General features: G+C 60.2%; 14 protein-coding genes. 9 read left to right on the forward strand and 5 right to left on the reverse strand.

Annotation, left to right across the window (positions count from 1 at the left end):
* The first annotated feature begins 299 nt into the window (after positions 1-299).
* From GOB81_RS02705 to secF, 4 genes are all read left to right on the forward strand, one after another.
* Complete coding sequence (locus GOB81_RS02705; protein ID WP_173568834.1) at positions 300-3578, forward strand: Hint domain-containing protein; 3279 nt, start codon at positions 300-302, stop codon at positions 3576-3578.
* A gap of 123 nt (positions 3579-3701) precedes the next feature.
* The gene (locus tag GOB81_RS02710) at positions 3702-5633 is read left to right on the forward strand and encodes a glycosyltransferase (protein WP_173568835.1); all 1932 of its coding nucleotides are present in this window, start codon (positions 3702-3704) and stop codon (positions 5631-5633) included.
* 388 nt (positions 5634-6021) lie between these two features.
* Entirely contained in the window at positions 6022-7578 is a 1557-nt protein-coding gene (gene secD, locus GOB81_RS02715) for a protein translocase subunit SecD (RefSeq protein ID WP_456304167.1), read from the forward strand.
* A gap of 12 nt (positions 7579-7590) precedes the next feature.
* Positions 7591-8532 (forward strand): protein translocase subunit SecF, encoded by a 942-nt coding sequence (gene secF, locus GOB81_RS02720; protein ID WP_173568837.1) that lies wholly within the window; start codon positions 7591-7593, stop codon positions 8530-8532.
* A 16-nt stretch (positions 8533-8548) separates the two neighbouring features.
* Here secF and GOB81_RS02725 read toward each other — a convergent pair whose 3' ends face one another.
* Positions 8549-8992, reverse strand: a complete 444-nt coding sequence (locus GOB81_RS02725; protein WP_242010005.1) for a hypothetical protein — start codon at positions 8990-8992, stop codon at positions 8549-8551.
* 51 nt (positions 8993-9043) lie between these two features.
* Positions 9044-9244 (reverse strand): DUF2905 domain-containing protein, encoded by a 201-nt coding sequence (locus tag GOB81_RS02730; RefSeq protein ID WP_173568838.1) that lies wholly within the window; start codon positions 9242-9244, stop codon positions 9044-9046.
* 223 nt (positions 9245-9467) lie between these two features.
* On the opposite strand from GOB81_RS02730, the gene cmk reads away from it, so the two are divergent.
* The 4 genes from cmk (at position 9468) to GOB81_RS02750 (ending at position 13658) form a co-directional block, all read left to right on the forward strand.
* The gene (cmk, locus tag GOB81_RS02735) at positions 9468-10172 is read left to right on the forward strand and encodes a (d)CMP kinase (protein ID WP_173568839.1); all 705 of its coding nucleotides are present in this window, start codon (positions 9468-9470) and stop codon (positions 10170-10172) included.
* Entirely contained in the window at positions 10163-11215 is a 1053-nt protein-coding gene (locus GOB81_RS02740) for a cation diffusion facilitator family transporter (protein WP_408736895.1), read from the forward strand. The genes cmk and GOB81_RS02740 overlap by 10 nt, the downstream gene beginning before the upstream one ends.
* Positions 11208-12134: a cation diffusion facilitator family transporter gene (locus GOB81_RS02745; protein WP_408736890.1), complete on the forward strand. Its 927-nt coding sequence runs from the start codon at positions 11208-11210 to the stop codon at positions 12132-12134. Before GOB81_RS02740 ends, GOB81_RS02745 begins: the two co-directional genes overlap by 8 nt.
* 153 nt (positions 12135-12287) lie before the next feature.
* On the forward strand, positions 12288-13658 hold the full coding sequence (locus GOB81_RS02750; RefSeq protein ID WP_173568841.1) for a chloride channel protein: 1371 nt from the start codon (positions 12288-12290) through the stop codon (positions 13656-13658).
* Positions 13659-13672: 14 nt separating this feature from the next.
* On the opposite strand, the gene GOB81_RS02755 is transcribed toward GOB81_RS02750, so the two are convergent.
* On the reverse strand, positions 13673-15004 hold the full coding sequence (locus tag GOB81_RS02755) for a carbohydrate porin (RefSeq protein ID WP_173568842.1): 1332 nt from the start codon (positions 15002-15004) through the stop codon (positions 13673-13675).
* 27 nt (positions 15005-15031) lie between these two features.
* Between GOB81_RS02755 and GOB81_RS02760 the strand changes: the two genes are divergently transcribed.
* Positions 15032-15451 carry a secondary thiamine-phosphate synthase enzyme YjbQ gene (locus tag GOB81_RS02760; protein ID WP_173568843.1) on the forward strand — a complete coding sequence of 140 codons (420 nt, stop codon included), beginning with the start codon at positions 15032-15034 and terminating at the stop codon, positions 15449-15451.
* A gap of 8 nt (positions 15452-15459) precedes the next feature.
* Here the strand turns inward: GOB81_RS02760 and GOB81_RS02765 are convergent, their stop codons facing one another.
* Complete coding sequence (locus tag GOB81_RS02765; RefSeq protein ID WP_242010026.1) at positions 15460-15849, reverse strand: hypothetical protein; 390 nt, start codon at positions 15847-15849, stop codon at positions 15460-15462.
* Between the two features lie 277 nt (positions 15850-16126).
* Positions 16127-17158 carry a glycosyltransferase family 4 protein gene (locus tag GOB81_RS02770; protein WP_173568844.1) on the reverse strand — a complete coding sequence of 344 codons (1032 nt, stop codon included), beginning with the start codon at positions 17156-17158 and terminating at the stop codon, positions 16127-16129.
* Positions 17159-17243: the final 85 nt, after the last annotated feature.

Consider the following 17243-nt stretch of genomic DNA (forward strand, 5'->3'; position numbering starts at 1 on the left):
GTGCAACGGCTTGCTAACGATCAGGCATTTCCGTGTCAAGCAAGCATGACGGTTCTGTAATCACATGACACACAGGAGATGCACCCGAACGAGCTCTGACGTTGCCTGTTTTAGAAAATCGCACGCTCCGCACACCCATTTAAACGCCGTTTTAACGGCTGTTTCCGACCTTTTAACAGCCGTTAAAAAAAGATCGGTGCGACACTCCCCGGAATCCATCGCATGCGGTCCGGAACGATTCTTGATCTCAACGCCGCAGGACCCTGTGGACACCAGAACCGGAACACAAAGGCATTCCCATGACCACTTCCACCACCATTTCCGGATCAGGGGCGTTCGTCATCAGTGGAGAAACAGCATCCATCGCCAATGGGTCTGTTGTCTCCGCCACAACGGTCGTCGGAGGTGGAACGCTTGTGGTGAACGGAATCGCCAATGGAACGCGATTACAGGGAACCACCGTCGGCGTTGCCCGGGAGATCGTCTCCAGTGGCGGCACCGAGCAGAATGCTACCCTTGTCGGAGGAACGCTGGAGGTCCTGTCCGGCGGCACCCTGAATACTGCTCTGGTGATGTCCGGTGGTGCGGTCGATCTCGATAGCGGCGCTGTTGCCGATACCATTGTAGTGGGCTCGGGCGGCAGCGTCTCTCTCACAGGAGCGGAGGTCACCACCCTTCTTTTCGCGGGAGGCACCGCCACCATCACCAGCGCACCCCTGCCCGTTTCCAGCCTTTCGAGCGGAATGCTCACGCTGGGGGCAGACACATCCGCCGTCGGCTTCTCCGTCGGCTCAGGCGGCACGCTGGTTCTCACCGAAGGAACTGCCGTCGGGACGGTGGTGAGCGGCGCTTCGGCTCTGGAGGTAATACAGCCAGCGACATCAGGGACGGATGCTCAGGAAAGCGCCTTTCTGCTCATGAGTGGCGGTTCGCAAACTGTCTGGGACGGAGCGCTGGTGGCGGACGGAACCGTCGATGCGGGAGGCACCGAGACATTGCTGAGCGGAGCAACTGCACGCTCCGTCGCTGTCGGCTCGGATGGCAACCAGATCATCGACTCTGGTGCAATGGCCAGCGACAGCCTGGTCGAAGCCGGTGGTTCCGTCATCAACGAAGGCACGCTTCTCTTCGATGGGCAGAGTTCGATTCTGGGGCAGATCTCGGGCTCAGGCGCCATCCTCCAGACCGGTTCAGGCATGACGGTGCGTTTTGCTTCAGGTGCTCTGGAGAATTTCTCCGGCACTGCTTCTCTCTCAGGCGGAACGATGATCGTCGAGGACGGCAAGGAAGCTGGTCATGTGAATTTTGCCTTTTCCACATCAGCCCACGAATCACTGGTTCTCGGATCCCTGCCCTCCTCCCTCTCAGTCGCTGGCTTTGGGGTCGATGATTCGATCGTCCTCTCGGGCGTCACATCAAGCATGACGCTGGATCTCACAAACGGTTCGGACCTTCTTATCGAATCGTCAGGTACGGTGATCGAGACGATTTTTCTGGGAAGCGGACAGGATTACAGCGGAGCCGGATTGCAGTTGACCGAAAATGCGGATGGAACCGCCGCCACCCTCTCGCTGGGGAACAGCGCCTCAGCCTATAGCGGCACGATCCTTGATCCCGGCAGCACGTCCACCGTGGTGGCGTCAGGAAACGGAGCCGAAATCGCCGCAGGTTCCACAACCATCAATACGACGGTGAACACGGGTGGACAGCTCTTTGTCGATGGGATCGGCGTTCAGGACCAGATATCCGGTGTCGAGCAGGTCAATGCGGGTGGAAGCGCTATCCAGAGCATTGTTTACGGTTCGGAACTCGTCCTTTCAGGCGGCGTAACGTCCGCGACAAAGGTGAACGGCGGCGAGCAGTCGGTCCTCGGTGGCACGGCCATCGATACGGCGGTGACAGGCCGGTACGACGCCACGGCGATCGATCAGGACACCATGATTGATGGTGTGCAGATTGTCGGCAGCGGTGGCATCGCGAGCAACACGGTCGTTACCGTCGCGTCTGCGGGCAACACCTATCTGGCCAATGGCGTCGCCCTCTCCGACAGCTATCAGTATGTCGATGATGGCGGAACAGTCGTGGGCACGACGCTGACTGGAGAGCATCTCGGCTGGTTTTACCATACGACCCCGATGTGGGCGGACGGCTATGCGCGCCAGATTGTCGCTTCAGGCGGCGCATCGATTCGCACGACGGCAAACGCCGATGCGGTCATCGACGTGCAGGCAGGTGGCAGCGCCTCGAACGTCTCCCTTGATGGGGGCACGCTCATTCTTGAAAATGGGGCGCTCTATGATGGCACCCTCACATTCCTACCGAATGTCGAATCCGGAGCGCAGATTTACGGGTTCGCAGGTGCCCATACGACCGCTTCCATCGTCAGTGCGAACATTGCTCAAATCGAATCGATGACGATCTCAGGCTTCGATGCGATCGGCTCGACAATCACCCTCGGCATGGGCGGCGGCGGCAGTACGCTGGGCACCCAGACAATCGACACGGTCAATGAAATCGTCATCACCAACCTGACATTCAGTGGCAGTTCCGGAGAAATCGACAGCGGTTATATCGGTGCTGACGGGATCCTAACGGTCACGGAAGGCAATGAGAGTGTCGCGATCCGCCTTGATGGCACGTTCGGCTCCCCCTTCTATTTCCAGAAGGCACCAGACGGCGGCACGAAAATCACCTACGGCGTTCCCTGCTATTGCCCCGGCACGCGTATCGCAACGCCGAATGGGGAACGGCCTGTCGAGGAGCTGAATATCGGCGACATGGTCATGACAGCCTCAGGCGAATCCCGTCCGATTCTCTGGATCGGTCGCCGCAGCTATGATGGACGTTTCGCCGCAGGGAACCCTGATATCCTACCCGTTCTCATTCATGCGGGGGCACTCGGAAACGGCCTGCCACGGCGGAGACTGAAAGTCTCTCCGCTCCACGCCATGGCGCTTGACGGTGTTCTCATCCCGATCAGCCTGCTGGTGAACGGCTCCAGCATCGTTCAGCTCAGAAAAGCCTGTCGCGTGGATTATATTCACGTCGAACTTGAGACGCATGACCTGCTGCTGGCCGAAGGCGCGCCGTCCGAAACATTCATCGACGACGACAGCCGTGCCATGTTCCACAACGCGGGCGAATATGACGCGCTCTATCCAGATGCCGCATGGTCCCCTGCCCGTTTCTGCCTGCCCCGCGTCGAGGATGGCGTGCAACTTGAAGCCATCCGCCACCGTCTTGCGATTCTGGCTCCTGGCATCATGGAACAAAATCGAGTCGGCGGTTTTGTCGATCTCGTGACGGAGACTGCGATCGAGGGGTGGGCCCGCTGCGATGGATGGGCCGACGAACCGCGAGAACTCATCGTCTTCCATCAGAATCAGGAAATCGGGCGCGTAATGGCAGACCGCTTTCGTGCTGACCTGACTGAAGGAGGCCGCTTCTCCGGTCGATTTGCCTTCGTTTTTCCGTTGGGAATACCCGTGAAGGCCTCGCTCATTTGCGTGGAAGACGCTGCGACCGGACAACGGCTGGTCAATCCGGCCACGACAGAAGAGGCCAGTAACGCGGCCTGAAGTGCCGCGTTTGTAAATCGTTCAGGGTTTTGCGCGACGCTGCCTACCATGAGTGTTTCCGCAGACCCTTCTGTTTTGCATCGACAGGCACCTGAGGCGTCTCTTTCAGGGTTTGTCGATGTCATGACCTGTATGCCCGGCGAGGGCTGGACGATCGCAGGCTGGGTTCGCAGCAGCACAGCACCGGCTACCCGCTTCGCCATCGCCGTGCTGTGCCACGGTCAGGAAGTCGCCCGAGCCACGGCTGACAACTTCCGGCAGGATCTCGTCATTCCCGGTGAGGCTGATGGACATCACGCCTTTTCCGTTATTGTCCCTGACACCAAAGGGGTCGGCGATGCCGACCTGACGGCTTTCGATGTCATCACGCTGCCCGACCGGCAGCGTCTGCCTCTGACCGAACAACTTGCTGCAGCCGCACATGTGACAATACGGGCATCCATCGACATCATCGGACGGGACCGTATCGCTGGCTGGCTCAGAAACGAAGCGGCCCCGACCACACGGCTGAGCGTGGCCGTGATGGTGGATGGAGCACTGCGCCACCGCACCCTCGCCAATCAGTTCCGCTCCGATCTTCGGGATAGCGGGCTTGGTGATGGACGCTATGGGTTCGACATCCTCCTCAACCCGCCGCTTTCGGCGGAGAGCGATCACACCGTCGTCATTCTTTGCCCGGAAACCGGGGCAAATCTTCCGGGATCGCCAATCCACTTCCCGGCAACGAGACGTTTCAACGAAATATTTCGTCAGCACGTCCGGCAGACTCTGGGTGGCATTGCCTCGGCCAGGCAACGCGATCAGGCGCTCGCATTTCTGGCCGAGCAGGCCGATCAGCTGCGCTTCCAGCAGGGACGAGAGGATTCGCGTCAAACAGCGACGCTCCAGCACCGGGCTGCCCAGCGTCTGGGCCGAACCGATGCCGACGCCGCCACTCCGCCACGCCTTCTTTTTGTTGATGACCGCGCTCCCGACCCGTCGCGTGATGCGGGCTCCAACGCCCTGCTCTCCCATATGGTCGCAGCCTGTGACCTCCATTATGAGGTGAGCTTCATTGCGTCCGTCATGCCGCCCTCTTCGGCCGCCATACGACAGTTGGAAGATCAGGGAATTACCTGTTGGCATCCCCCGGCTTATCCGACTGTCGAAACTCTTCTCCGTTCCCAATCCAATTCCTTCGACGGGATTTATTTCCATCGCCTGTCCAATGCCACGCGGTATCTCGACCTCGCGCGCCTCTACATGCCGGGCGCCCGACTGATTTCCAGTGCGGCGGATCTTGCGTGGCTGCGCCTCCAGCGAGAATCCATCGCGGAAAACCGACCGGAACTGCGTATGGCGGCGGGACAGGAGAAAGTCAGGGAACACATGGCGGCATGGGCTTCTCACGCCGTCATTACTCACTCATCGGTCGAAGCCAATCTTCTTGGCGCGGCCGTGCCTACAGCCAGCATTTACGTTGTCCCGTGGCATCTGCGCCTCAAGGAGCCACCGCTCTCCTTTGATCTGCGGCATGGTGTCGCCTTCATCGCCCATTACGGTCACGCACCCAATCTCGACGCAGCCAAATGGCTGGTTGGTGAAATCTGGCCGCGCGTACGAGCGCATTCTCCGGGGATCGAACTGCTTCTTGTAGGGAGCGCAATGCCGGATGCCGTGGTCCGAATGGACGAGATTGATGGTGTTCGCGTGCTCGGCCACGTCGCCGACCTCGATGGTTTCCTGCGATCCGTCCGGCTGACGATCGCTCCCCTGCGCTTCGGAGCCGGAATCAAGGGTAAAGTGCTTGAAAGCTGGGCCAGCGGCATTCCTTGCGTGGCCACACCCATCGCGGTGGAAGGCATGTCTCTTCCGCCTGCGCTGCTGCCTGCCGTGGCCAGCAGTGCGGAAGATATCGCCCGACTGACCTGCGAGCTTTACGAGAATAAAGACCTGTCGGAATCTCTCGCCGATGCGGGACGTGAATACATCCGTATCCGGCATTCCGAGGAGCGTGTCCGGAACGCGCTGGAAAGAAGTCTGGGCCTGCCTCGTGTTTCGACCACTTCAAAATAGTGTAATATGAATGTGTTATGATATTTTTTTGGCACATTCACACATTATAAAATGCGGCTGTCTGATGGTGCGTCGCCTATATCGGCGGTGAGAGACTTTCTCCAATCCGATTCCTGTGAAGCAAATTTTTAACAAACAACCTCAACCATCTGAATTCCAACAAAAATACACACAAAGAAGTGCGATTTTCTCCTCATAAGGTTCTTAGACTACCGGATTTCCACGCCATCTCCTGCCATTCCATGCCGTCCCTACGGTTGCAATCGCCGCTGATGAACTGCATCTTCCGCCCGCTTATCAAAGAGGCACCGGACGTAAAGGGCCGTGAGACCGTATCCTGTACGGTCGCCCCGTTCGGCGCCGAGGGAGAACGGTCGCCTACACGATGATGTATTACAGCCGGATCAAACTGCTCTCCGTGGCAGCTGTCTGCCTTCTCGGGGCGCTGTTCTGTCTCCCCAATTTTGTGCGCAAACCCAATATTTCCATGCCCTGGCCTCAGATTCATCTGGGTCTCGATCTGCGTGGCGGCTCCTACCTTCTGATGCAGGTGGACCTGTCGTCCCTGACGCATGACCGCCTTCAGAGCCTCTCTGACGGGATGAAGCAGTCGCTCATCAACGATGGTCTGGGGTACAAGAATGTTCAGGTAGATGCGGATAAAGGCGAGATCAGCTTCCTCCCTCGCGATCCTTCCGAAAAAGATCGCGACCTGAAAAGCCTCGCCAATCTGCCGCAGGCCGTCCCCAACGAGTTTGCGGTCACGTCCCGGGATGACGGGGCGATTGTTCTGACCCTTTCAGCCGCCGCCGTGCGGGTCCGGGCTCATGACGCTGTTTCGCAGGCCATTGAAATCGTTCGCCGCCGCATTGATGCGACCGGTGCCGTCGATCCCCAGATCACCCGTCAGGGCGAAGATCGCATCGTCGTCGAACTGCCGGGTATCAGCGATCCGGAGCGCATCAAGGCGCTGCTCGGCACCACCGCGAAAATGACGTTCAGGCTGGTCGATGAACTCCCTGCGGGAACAGTGATCGCGCCACCTGGCGACACACTTCTACCGCAAGCCGATCATCCGGATTCGACGCTCGCCGTCCGTAATCATGTCGATGTCGATGGCGCGGCCCTGACCAATGCCGGTGCGACCACCGATGACCAGACAGGCGGGTGGGCCGTCAGCTTCTCGCTCGATTCCGTCGGAACACGCGCCTTCGGTGAGGTCACGCAGGCCAATGTAGGCCGCCGCTTCGCTATCGTACTGGATAACAAGGTCATCGAAGCACCGGTCATCCGCAGCGCCATCACCGGAGGCAGCGGGATCATCACCGGCAATTTCGACGCCCATCAGGCCACCGACCTCGCTCTGCTGCTCCGGGCTGGCGCCCTTCCTGTGCCGCTCGCTGTCGTCGAGGAGCGCTCCATAGGCCCATCTCTCGGCGCTGACTCGATTCGAGCGGGCGCTATCAGCCTTGGGGTCGGCCTCCTGCTCGTCATTGTCTTCATGGCGTTGTTTTATGGTCGCTTCGGCTGGTACGCGAACATCGCGCTGTTCGCCAACCTCATGCTGATGCTGGCCGTTCTCTCCCTGTTCGGCGCGACCCTGACGCTGCCCGGCATGGCCGGTATGCTGCTGACCCTCGGTATGGCGGTGGACGCGAACATCCTGATTATCGAGCGCATCCGTGAAGAGCTGAAACGTGGGCGGACCCCGCTGGCCGCCATGCAGGCCGGTTTCGAGCGGGCGACGGCCACGGTGCTGGACAGTAACGCGACGGCTTTTCTCGCGCACGTCATGCTGTTCGTTTTCGGGACAGGTCCCGTGCGTGGCTTTGCCCTGACGATCACGATCGGCATCGCCACGACCCTGTTCTCGACCCTTCTGCTCTCGCGGATGCTGATGGTGCGCTGGTACGCCGTCGCCCGCCCATCCACCCTTCCGGTCTGAGAGGCGCACGATATGCTTGGTCGCCCCCTTCTGCGCTTTGTCCGCAAGGATACGCACATCAACTTCATGCGTGGCCGATTCGTCGGACTCGCCACTTCCGCCGTCCTCTCTCTGGCTTCGCTCATCCTGTTCTTCCATCCGGGCCTGACGCTCGGGCTGGATTTCCGGGGTGGCATCATCGTCGAGGCGAAAACGAACGGTCCGGCTGATTTCGGCAAGATACGCGCGGCTCTTACTGCTCACGACATCAAGACCGAGGGTGTGCAGGCCTTTGGTGGCCCGGATGATGTTCTCATTCGTATCGGCGCGAATGAAGGCATCAACACCAACACCGTGGTGGACAATGTCCGTCACGCCATAACGGAAGCCCAGCCCGGTGCCACGATCATTCGGGCGGACGCTGTTGGAGCATCGGTTTCGGCAGAGCTGTTACGCAACGGACTGCTGGCGCTGGGCATCAGCCTTCTGATGATCCTCGCCTACATCTGGTTCCGGTTCGAGTGGGAGTTCGCCCTCTCAGCGGTGATCACGCTGGTGCTCGATCTGACCAAGGCCGTAGGCTTTCTGGTTGTGACGCATTTCGAGTTCGATCTCGTGATGGTCGCAGCCCTCCTGACGGTCCTTGGATATTCCACCAACGACAAGGTCGTGGTCTATGACCGCGTCCGCGAAAACCTGCGCCGTTATCGCACCATGCCGCTGCGGGAGTTGCTGGATCTTTCCATCAACGAGACTCTCAGCCGTACACTCGGCACGTCCAGCACCGTTTTCCTCGCTGCTCTCCCGCTGGCCATCTTTGGAGGCGCGAGTCTCTCCGGTTTTGCGTGGGTGATGCTGTTCGGAATCGTGGTTGGCACCTCGTCCTCGATCTTCATCGCGGCACCGTTGCTCCTGCTTCTGGGCGAGAAGCGGCTCCGTAGGGACACACGCCCCGCTGTGAAAAAGGAAGTCTGAGGACTTCCCGGCGTTTTCAGCGCGAGCCGGACGTCTTCACAGAGCCTGCTGGTGTGGCAGGCCCTCCATCAAGGGGTTTCGTGGCATCGATCAGGCGTTCAACCGCCTGATTGGCCGCACGAAGATTATCGCTACCGGGAGCCGCTGTTTCTCGCGACACAGCCCTGAGCGCCTCCCGGTCGATCCTGATCAGATCGAGCAGTTGCTGCATGTTCATGCCGCCTGACATCACCGCGCCACGCGCCATGCCGTGCGCCATCAGATAACTGTAGATCAGGGTATGCGGTGTTGGGTCGAGATTGACCACCGGCGCGGCCTGACAGGCCCCCAGCACACCACAAATGCTCAGTGCCCGCCACCCGAAGCGCCGCTGACGGATCTCGGAACCTCCGGTCGCTGTCTCTTTATGTGCAGCCGCGACCGCCATGCTCTCTCCCCAGGGTCCTGTAATCCGTTTCATGAAGTGGATTCTCTTCTATCAGTCGGTCCGCATGGTCGCCAGAGCGGCCTTTCAGCGCCGGACGGTCCAGAGGATCACTGAAATCAGGATGCTCAGCAGAATACCTGTGGTGATCGGAGCGTAGAAGGTGAAGCCTTCCCGCCGGATCAGGATATCTCCCGGTAGCCGTCCGATCGGCAGACGCCCCAGCCAGGGCCAGAGTAGTCCTGCCGCGACAAGAGCAAGACCGAGGATGACAAGCAGACGGGTCATGGTCAGTCGTTCTCTCCCTGTTTGTGTGAGCCTGAAAATATGGCCACTGACGTGAACGGATTACACCCCGGTGGCGGCATCGCGGACATACGGCGTGGAAACGTGGTGCCTGCACCGGTATAGAGGGTGCGCCGGAACGGATAGGATACCAACAAGGTTGACGCCCGTTTTTCCCATGCGTATCGCCCTGCGACACCAGCCATCGCACACATAAGGACCTACTATGACGAAACCGGCACCTGTCATCGCCGTGGATGGTCCGGCCGCTGCCGGTAAAGGCACGCTGGCGAAACGGCTCGCCGCGGCGCTGGGTCTTCCGCATCTCGATACCGGCCTCCTGTACCGCGCCGTCGGCCGCCTCATGATCGATGCCGGTCTCGATCCGGCCTCGACCTCAGGCGAGAGCATCGCGCGCACTCTGTCGCCCGACGACCTGAAGCGACAGGATCTGCGCACGCCCGACGTCGATGCAGCCGCCTCCCTTGTGGCCCGTGACAAGGCGGTCCGGCAGGCACTCGTCGACATGCAGCGGCTTTTCGCCCGCGAACAGGGCGCCGTGCTGGACGGCCGCGACATTGGCACGGTCATTTTTCCGGATGCGGACGTGAAGCTGTTCATCACCGCGACGCCGTATACGCGCGCCCAGCGCCGCTACACGCAGAATGGCGGGTCGGAAAGCGCCCCGGACCGGGAAGAGCGGATACGCGCTGTGGAACAGGCGCTGATCGAACGCGATCATGCCGACAGCACGCGCGCCTCGGCTCCCCTGCGCATGGCGGATGATGCCACGAAAATCGAGACTGACACCCTGTCCGCTGACGAGGTGCTCTCCGAATCCCTGAGAATCGTGCGGGCTGTAATGTCCAGCAAAACGGAATCTTCCTGCGCTGCAAACCTCGTTGCCCGTGCGCAGGATGTCTGCTCTTGAACACGCTACCGGACACCGGACACTCCCATGACCACGGTCCTCAGTGCTCTCACGAGGATCATCATCACGGACCGGAAACCCACGATCACGATGAGCATGACCATCATGACCACGAGCATGATGACCACGATCACGGGCTTTTCGGTCATCACCACCACGCTCCGGACACGTTCGGCGGAATCTTCGCGATCAGCATGCTGCTGAACAGCGCCTATCTGATTATCGAAGCGATCTGGGGTGTCCTCGCCCATTCCCTCGCCCTACTGGCGGATGCGGGTCACAATCTGTCGGACATTCTGGCGCTGGGCGCCGCATGGCTGGCGCATACCCTCGCCAAACGCGCCCCCTCGACTCGCTATACCTACGGACTGCGCCGCTCCTCAATTCTTGCCGCGCTGTCCAATGCCGTCATCCTTCTGGTGGTCACCGGCGGTATCGCGTGGGAAGCCATCCTGCGGCTGATTTATCCAACCGAGGCCGTCTCGGCCCTGACCGTGATGATCGTGGCAGCGCTGGGCATTCTGGTGAACGGTGGCACTGCCCTTCTCCTGATGAAGGGGCAGCAGCATGACCTCAATATCAGGGCCGCCTTCCTGCATATGGCGACCGACGCCGTGGCTTCACTGGCTGTCGTCATCACCGGAGGACTGGTGCTGCTGACGGGGCTGCAATGGCTCGATCCGGCAATCAGCCTCGCCATTTCCGCTCTTATCGTGCTGGCCACCTGGTCTCTGCTGCGCGATTCACTCGACATGGCGCTCGATGCCGTTCCGAAGGGTGTCGACATGCAGGCGATCGAAGCCTATCTGCTCGCGCTCCCCGACGTCACGGGTCTGCATGACCTGCATGTCTGGGCGATGAGCACGACGGAAACCGCCCTCACCGCGCATCTGGTGCGGACAGAAAGCACTGACAATGACAGCCTGCTGGAAGCCATCGGGGAGACGCTGAAAATGCGGTTCGGCATTATCCACCCCACAATCCAGATCGAAACCGTCCGCTGTGACGTCGGCTGCGCACAGCAAGAGTTTGGCAGTGTCTGACACGCAATCACCGGCTCGCCGCAAGAATGTCATCGCATGGATCAGCCTGGGCGTCAGTCTTCTCGCTCTGGGTCTGAAATATGCCGCATGGGCATATTCTGGCAGCGTAGCGCTCAAGTCCGACGCGCTGGAGACCGTCATCAACGTGGCAGCGGCAATCGGCGGCCTCTGGGCGATTCATCTCGCCGAACGTCCGGCTGACGACAACCATACCTACGGGCATTACAAGGCCGAATATCTCTCCGCCATCATCGAAAGCGCGATGGTGCTGGTGACGGCGCTGCTGATCGCTCGAGAATCCTATGACGGGTTTATGCACCCGCAGGCCATCCATGCTCCGTGGATCGGCATCACGCTTAATGGTGCGGCCACGGTGGTCAATCTCGGCTGGGGACTCACGCTGCTACGGATCGGACGACGCATCCGCTCCCCCGCGCTTGTGGCCGGGGGGCAGCATGTCCTGTCCGACGTATGGACGGGATGCGGGCTGATTGCAGGGCTGGCTCTCCTTCCCTTCACTGGCTGGCACTGGCTTGACCCCGCGATTGCGGCGCTCATTGCCGTCAATGTGCTGCGCGTGGGCTGGGACATGCTGCGTCAGTCCGTCTCCGGACTCATGGATGAAGCGCCGGACTCGGCCACCCTGACCAAACTTCACGATATCATCGCGGAAAAGGCGATTGGTGCTCTGGAGGCTCATGACATTCGCATTCGCGAAGTGGGCGCCATAACATTCATCGAGTTTCATCTGGTGGTACCCGGCACCATGACCGTAGGGGTAGTGCACGACATCTGCGACCGGATCGAAGCCGGTCTGAGGCAGGCTCTAGGACGCTGCGTCATCAACATTCACGTGGAGCCGGAACACAAGGCCAAGAACATGGGAATCGTCCTCGCTCACGCAACCACCGCCAGCTGACGTGACAGGTTCCATCCGGCGACAATGCAACCCAACGCCGTTTCAGGTCTTGGAATACGTGAAAGCGAAGCGTAAGCCTGACAGACAGCGTGTCCTGCCGTCCTGAGAGAGTGGGTTTCCGCCGCGCCACAGAATGAATTGATGTAAGCAACAATGGCTTCCACTACCGGCCGCATTCGACATTTCCGTAACACAGCCCGCATCACAACAGCGGAGTGGCGCCGGAAGCTGATCTACTGGGGCGGATCGATTGCTGTCGGACTCGCGGCTGTCTCCTTTGCCGCTCTGGCCGACAAGGCAGCGCATCTGCGCAACAGCATTATCGCGGTCAGCCCCTGGCTCATGCTGATTGTCACACCGGGAGGGCTGGCGCTTTCGATCTGGCTCACCCGCACGTTTTTCCGGGGCGCACAGGGATCCGGCATTCCGCAGGCCATTGCCTGCATGCATCTGTCAGACCACAAGATCGTGGATCGCGTGCTATCCCTGAGAGTGGCTGCCGCCAAGGTTATGCTCACCTGCCTCGGCCTCCTCGCAGGGGCTTCGATCGGACGCGAAGGGCCAACAGTCCAGATCGGCGCGGCCATCATGAACGCCGTGGGACGCTTTCTCGACATGGGAGATACAGTTTCCCGCCGCGCGCTGGTGCTGACGGGGGGTGCGGCTGGTGTTGCCGCCGCTTTCAATACACCGCTGGCCGGTATCGTCTTCGGGATTGAGGAACTGGCCCACTCGTTTGAGCAGAGAACAAGTGGCGTCATGCTCGCGGGCGTCGTGCTGGCTGGTGTGACGGCCATCGCCCTTGTCGGCAACTACACCTATTTCGGCCATACGGATTCGATTGTGCCCGTTGGCGTCAGTTGGCTGGCCGTGATCGCCTGCGGGCTGCTGGGTGGTGTGACCGGCGGCTCTTTCTCAGCCATTCTGATCCGGGCCTCCAAAGGGCTTCCCGGTCGTGCAGGACAGTTCATCTCCGAACACCCAGTCGCTTTCGCCGCCGTATGTGGCCTGGCGCTCGCACTGATCGGGCTTGCTTCCGGAGGCATGACCTACGGCACCGGCTACACGCAGGCCCGGTCGATCATTCAGGGCGAAGAGCATTATCCGGCGTCCTATTTCGTCCTGAAGCTTCTCGCGACCATCATTTCCTACTGCTCCGGCATTCCCGGCGGTCTGTTCGCCCCCTCTCTCTCAGTGGGTGCGGGCATGGGGGGCTGGGTTGCCCAGTTCCTGCCGCACACGACGCCGGGGGCGGTCGTCCTGCTCGGCACCGTGGCCTATTTCTCCGCCGTCGTGCAGGCTCCACTGACCGCCACGGTCATCGTCATGGAAATGTGCGACAACCAGCAGGTCACACTGGCGCTTCTCTCCAGTTCTTTCCTCGCGTTCGGTGTCTCGCGCACGATCTGCTCGCAACCCCTCTATGGGGCACTGGCGGAACGCTTCCTACACACGGTCGCTCCCGGCAGCGTCCCGGCCCCTGATGCCGACCGCTCGGAACCGAAAACAAAGCACACCGCCTGAGAAACAGGGTGATGTCAGAAAGACAGTCCCAGATGCAGCCCGAAGATCAGGGCGCTCTTCACGCGCCTTCCTGAATCGTAAGCGCCACCACTGGGATTGATCAGTCCCTGCACATCCGGCTGAAGTGTCATCCACGGCAAAACCTGTGCGGCATAGGTTAGTTCGAGATGGTACTCGTTGCCATGATGACGGAAACTTCCATCCGGTTTTTGCAGCATCAGATCATGACTGGGCGCGGCGTAACCAAAGCCCAGCCCGACATTATCATTGGACCGATGAAACGGCCCCACCAGCACCATACCTGCGTCAAGCGACGATGAAATCTGGTTGCGGTCGGCAAGCCCGGTATATTCCCAGCGCACGAAACCGCGCAGTTCTCCCGCGCCCCGGTCCTTCAGAAGCGTATGATCCATAATCATATACACTTCCCAGTTTCCGCGGCGGCTGACGTCGGAATCGGCCTGAAGCGGGAAACGACCGGTATCAATGTAGAAACCGGCCTTGTAGGTGCCGGTTCGTCCACCGTGATTCACATTATGCGCCACTTCGCCGATCAGGAACGCGCCGGTTCCGAAGTTGAACCGGGTTCCACTGGGATCCTGGTTCTGGTTCCATGGATCTGTCGCATTGAGGAAGGAGCGCGCTCCGGTGGCATTGTCATCCGCCAGTGCGATCTGCCCCTGCCACCCCTCGGGAAACTGATAACGCAGCCAGACCGCCGGTGTCGCGACAGGAGAAGCCGGGCCCTGACCGTAAAGGTTGTTGCTGGGCAGCATGGGCCACCCGAACGATGCATTCAGGAATGTCAGGGCTGTCGTGCTGACCATGAAATCCTGACTGAGGTCGAGCTTGCCGACGCGGGTCGCGAATTTTGCATCTGCGCTGCTCCAGCCATAAGCCAGTTCATACAGCCGGAGATTGGGGTCGGCTTCACTGGATGATGTCTGGTTGAAAGCATAGAGCGGATAGTTGCTGAACGGTTTGCCTCGCAGATCCATCGCACTGATCTCGAACTTGCCCCACTCTCCCTCACGTCCGTTTTCCCCGGCCAGACGCGCGAGGTCGAGTGTCACATCGACTTGCGTCAGTCCGACATAATGTTCCGAAGGCCGTGCGCCTCCCGTGGGGATCGACCAAAGCTCCTCGACGTCCTCGATGCTGACATCGACACCCGTCTTCTGCCATTGTTGTTTCAGCGCATTCCATCCGCCCGGATCGGTCAGGAAATCGCTCCAGTCGGCGGCACGGGCCTCCTGCGACACCAGTGAAACCATTCCGGCGAAAACCCAGACCACAACCCCGCGTTGCAGGCGAAAGGCTGGACGAGCGCAACGATGACCGCTCATCTCACCGCCAGATCAGGGAGGCGAATCATGGAACAGCACACCCATCGACTAACCGTGAGAACGCATGGGAAAGGGCTGCTTCCGGTCACTCGTCCCGTTCTCGACTGGGTCAGCCAGACCGGCGTGGAGACCGGCCTTCTCACCCTGTGGTGCCCGCACACATCCTGTTCCCTGACTGTGCAGGAAAATGCGGACCCGACCGTTCGGGAAGACATAGCCACCTTTTTCGAAACCCTCGTTCCCGAGCAGAGCGGGCGCTATCTGCATTCAACCGAAGGCTCCGATGACATGCCCGCTCACTTGCGGACCATGCTCACCCATTCAGGCCTCACCATACCGGTCATGGATGGCGAGCCCGTTCTCGGAACCTGGCAGGGTATCTACCTCTTCGAGCACCGGCGCGCACCCCATCAGCGACAGGTTATTCTGCATCTTCTGGGTGACTGACTGCGTTTTCAGTTTCCCGATGGCTTGCCGGGCGCGGCAGATGGCCCCGGTTCATTCACGGAGATAACGGCTTCATCCGCGATGGAGACCACGTCCGTCGGGCGCTCGCTGTTTTCCGTTTCCTGCTGGGCGATGCCAGCCGTCATGGTCCGCAGACGAGCCACTTCTTCCCGCACGTCACTCAGGATTTCGACAAGTGCGGTATGATCCTCGCCAGCACGCTGATCGCTGCCACGGGCCAGAATGGCGTTACCCACCATCAGCGCGGGGAGCGCAACAAGCTGAATCGCGTTGCTGACATAAAGCAGCGGCCCCTGCCATTCCGGCTTAATGACTGGAATCATCGAGAACAGAAGGAAGACATACACACACCAGATGCTGCCGAAGAGCACCGTCATTCTCACCGCGAGTCGGTCGTTAAAACGATCCACCCAGTTCGGTTTTGAAGGCGTATCGTCGTTCCGATGGTGGCCCAGATAGAACCAGTTGGGCGGATGCCAGATATGACGGGTTTTCATTTAGGACAGACCTGCCGATGGTTGGGTCAGTGGACACGGTTCTGTTGGGAGCCGTGCCGGACGGCGCGACCTTGCGACGGCGTGTCGGAATCGGTCAAGCTCGGTTGAAAACATGACTGGCTCCCGCAAGGAAAATTCCCATACGGGAGGTCCCGGCTCAACCGGCTGAGTGGTCAATGAGGCGCTGATAGATCCCCACATAATCCTCAGCCATCCGCCGTGCGGTAAAGCGCTTTTCGAACTCCCGGCGGATGTTTCCCGTGTCCAGTGCCGCCACCGCCGGATAGGCCGCGATAGCCTCCTGTTCACTGGTGACGATGGCTCCCGTCACGCCATCCTCCATCACTTCAGGCACCGATCCATGGCGGAATGCGATCACCGGCGTCCCACACGCCATCGCCTCGATCATCACCAGTCCGAAAGGCTCCGGCCAGTCGATGGGCATCAACAGGGCGCGGGCTCCTGAGAGGAAAGTGGACTTTTGCGCATCGCCGATCTCTCCGATCAGCTCTACCCCGTTGCCCAGCATCGGCACGATGTCACGTTCGAAATACTCCACATCCACCTTGTCCACCTTGGCCGCGATTTTCAGGGGCATCCCAACGGCGCGGGCGATGCGAATGGCCTTGTCCACCCCCTTTTCGGGACAAATGCGCCCCAGAAAGGCGAGATAATCGCGCGGTCCGCGCTGCGGAGTCAGAAGATCCTCCGGAAGGCCGTGGAGAACCGTTCCGGCATAATTGGCCTGCGGGAGCGGGCGACGCTGGTTGTCTGAAATGGAGACGATCGGCACCTGCGGAAAGGCATCGAAAACGGGTTGCAACTCCATAAGGTCCAGACGCCCGTGCATCGTCGTCACAAAAGGCGTGGGCTGACGGCTGAAATAGGTAAAAGGCCAGTAGTCCATATGGAAATGGAGAATGTCGAACTGGTCCGCCAGCCGCGCCACACGCTCCATGAGCAGCATGTGCGGGGCGATCGGATCGCGGATCGCGGGATCGAGCCTGAGCGCCCGGGGCCAGACGGCTTCGAGGGTGGCCGCCGTCACGCTGTCGCCACTCGCGAAAAGCGTGACATCGTGTCCCATCCTGACGAGTTCGTCTGTGAGAAAAGCCACGACCCGCTCCGTGCCACCATAGAGCTTGGGCGGCACGGCTTCATGAAGCGGCGCAATCTGGGCGATACGCATGACCGGTCAACTCCGCGGCCTTGTTGTTTTTATTCAGCGCATCAGGTGGCCACCTGAATGATCTGGCGAGGCTGGACTGGAGACG

This window comes from Acetobacter conturbans (genome assembly GCF_011516755.1).
Classification (GTDB): domain Bacteria; phylum Pseudomonadota; class Alphaproteobacteria; order Acetobacterales; family Acetobacteraceae; genus Acetobacter; species Acetobacter conturbans.

Excerpts from the sequence above, each read along its gene's own strand:
- GOB81_RS02710 (WP_173568835.1), top strand. The coding sequence starts at position 3,702 with ATGACCTGTATGCCCGGCGAGGGCTGGACGATCGCAGGCTGGGTTCGC.
- secD (WP_456304167.1), top strand. The coding sequence starts at position 6,022 with ATGTATTACAGCCGGATCAAACTGCTCTCCGTGGCAGCTGTCTGCCTT.
- GOB81_RS02770 (WP_173568844.1), bottom strand. The coding sequence starts at position 17,158 with ATGCGTATCGCCCAGATTGCGCCGCTTCATGAAGCCGTGCCGCCCAAG.
- GOB81_RS02705 (WP_173568834.1), top strand. The coding sequence starts at position 300 with ATGACCACTTCCACCACCATTTCCGGATCAGGGGCGTTCGTCATCAGT.
- GOB81_RS02760 (WP_173568843.1), top strand. The coding sequence starts at position 15,032 with ATGGAACAGCACACCCATCGACTAACCGTGAGAACGCATGGGAAAGGG.
- cmk (WP_173568839.1), top strand. The coding sequence starts at position 9,468 with ATGACGAAACCGGCACCTGTCATCGCCGTGGATGGTCCGGCCGCTGCC.
- GOB81_RS02750 (WP_173568841.1), top strand. The coding sequence starts at position 12,288 with ATGGCTTCCACTACCGGCCGCATTCGACATTTCCGTAACACAGCCCGC.
- GOB81_RS02725 (WP_242010005.1), bottom strand. The coding sequence starts at position 8,992 with ATGAAACGGATTACAGGACCCTGGGGAGAGAGCATGGCGGTCGCGGCT.
- GOB81_RS02765 (WP_242010026.1), bottom strand. The coding sequence starts at position 15,849 with ATGACGGTGCTCTTCGGCAGCATCTGGTGTGTGTATGTCTTCCTTCTG.
- GOB81_RS02730 (WP_173568838.1), bottom strand. The coding sequence starts at position 9,244 with ATGACCCGTCTGCTTGTCATCCTCGGTCTTGCTCTTGTCGCGGCAGGA.
- secF (WP_173568837.1), top strand. The coding sequence starts at position 7,591 with ATGCTTGGTCGCCCCCTTCTGCGCTTTGTCCGCAAGGATACGCACATC.
- GOB81_RS02755 (WP_173568842.1), bottom strand. The coding sequence starts at position 15,004 with ATGAGCGGTCATCGTTGCGCTCGTCCAGCCTTTCGCCTGCAACGCGGG.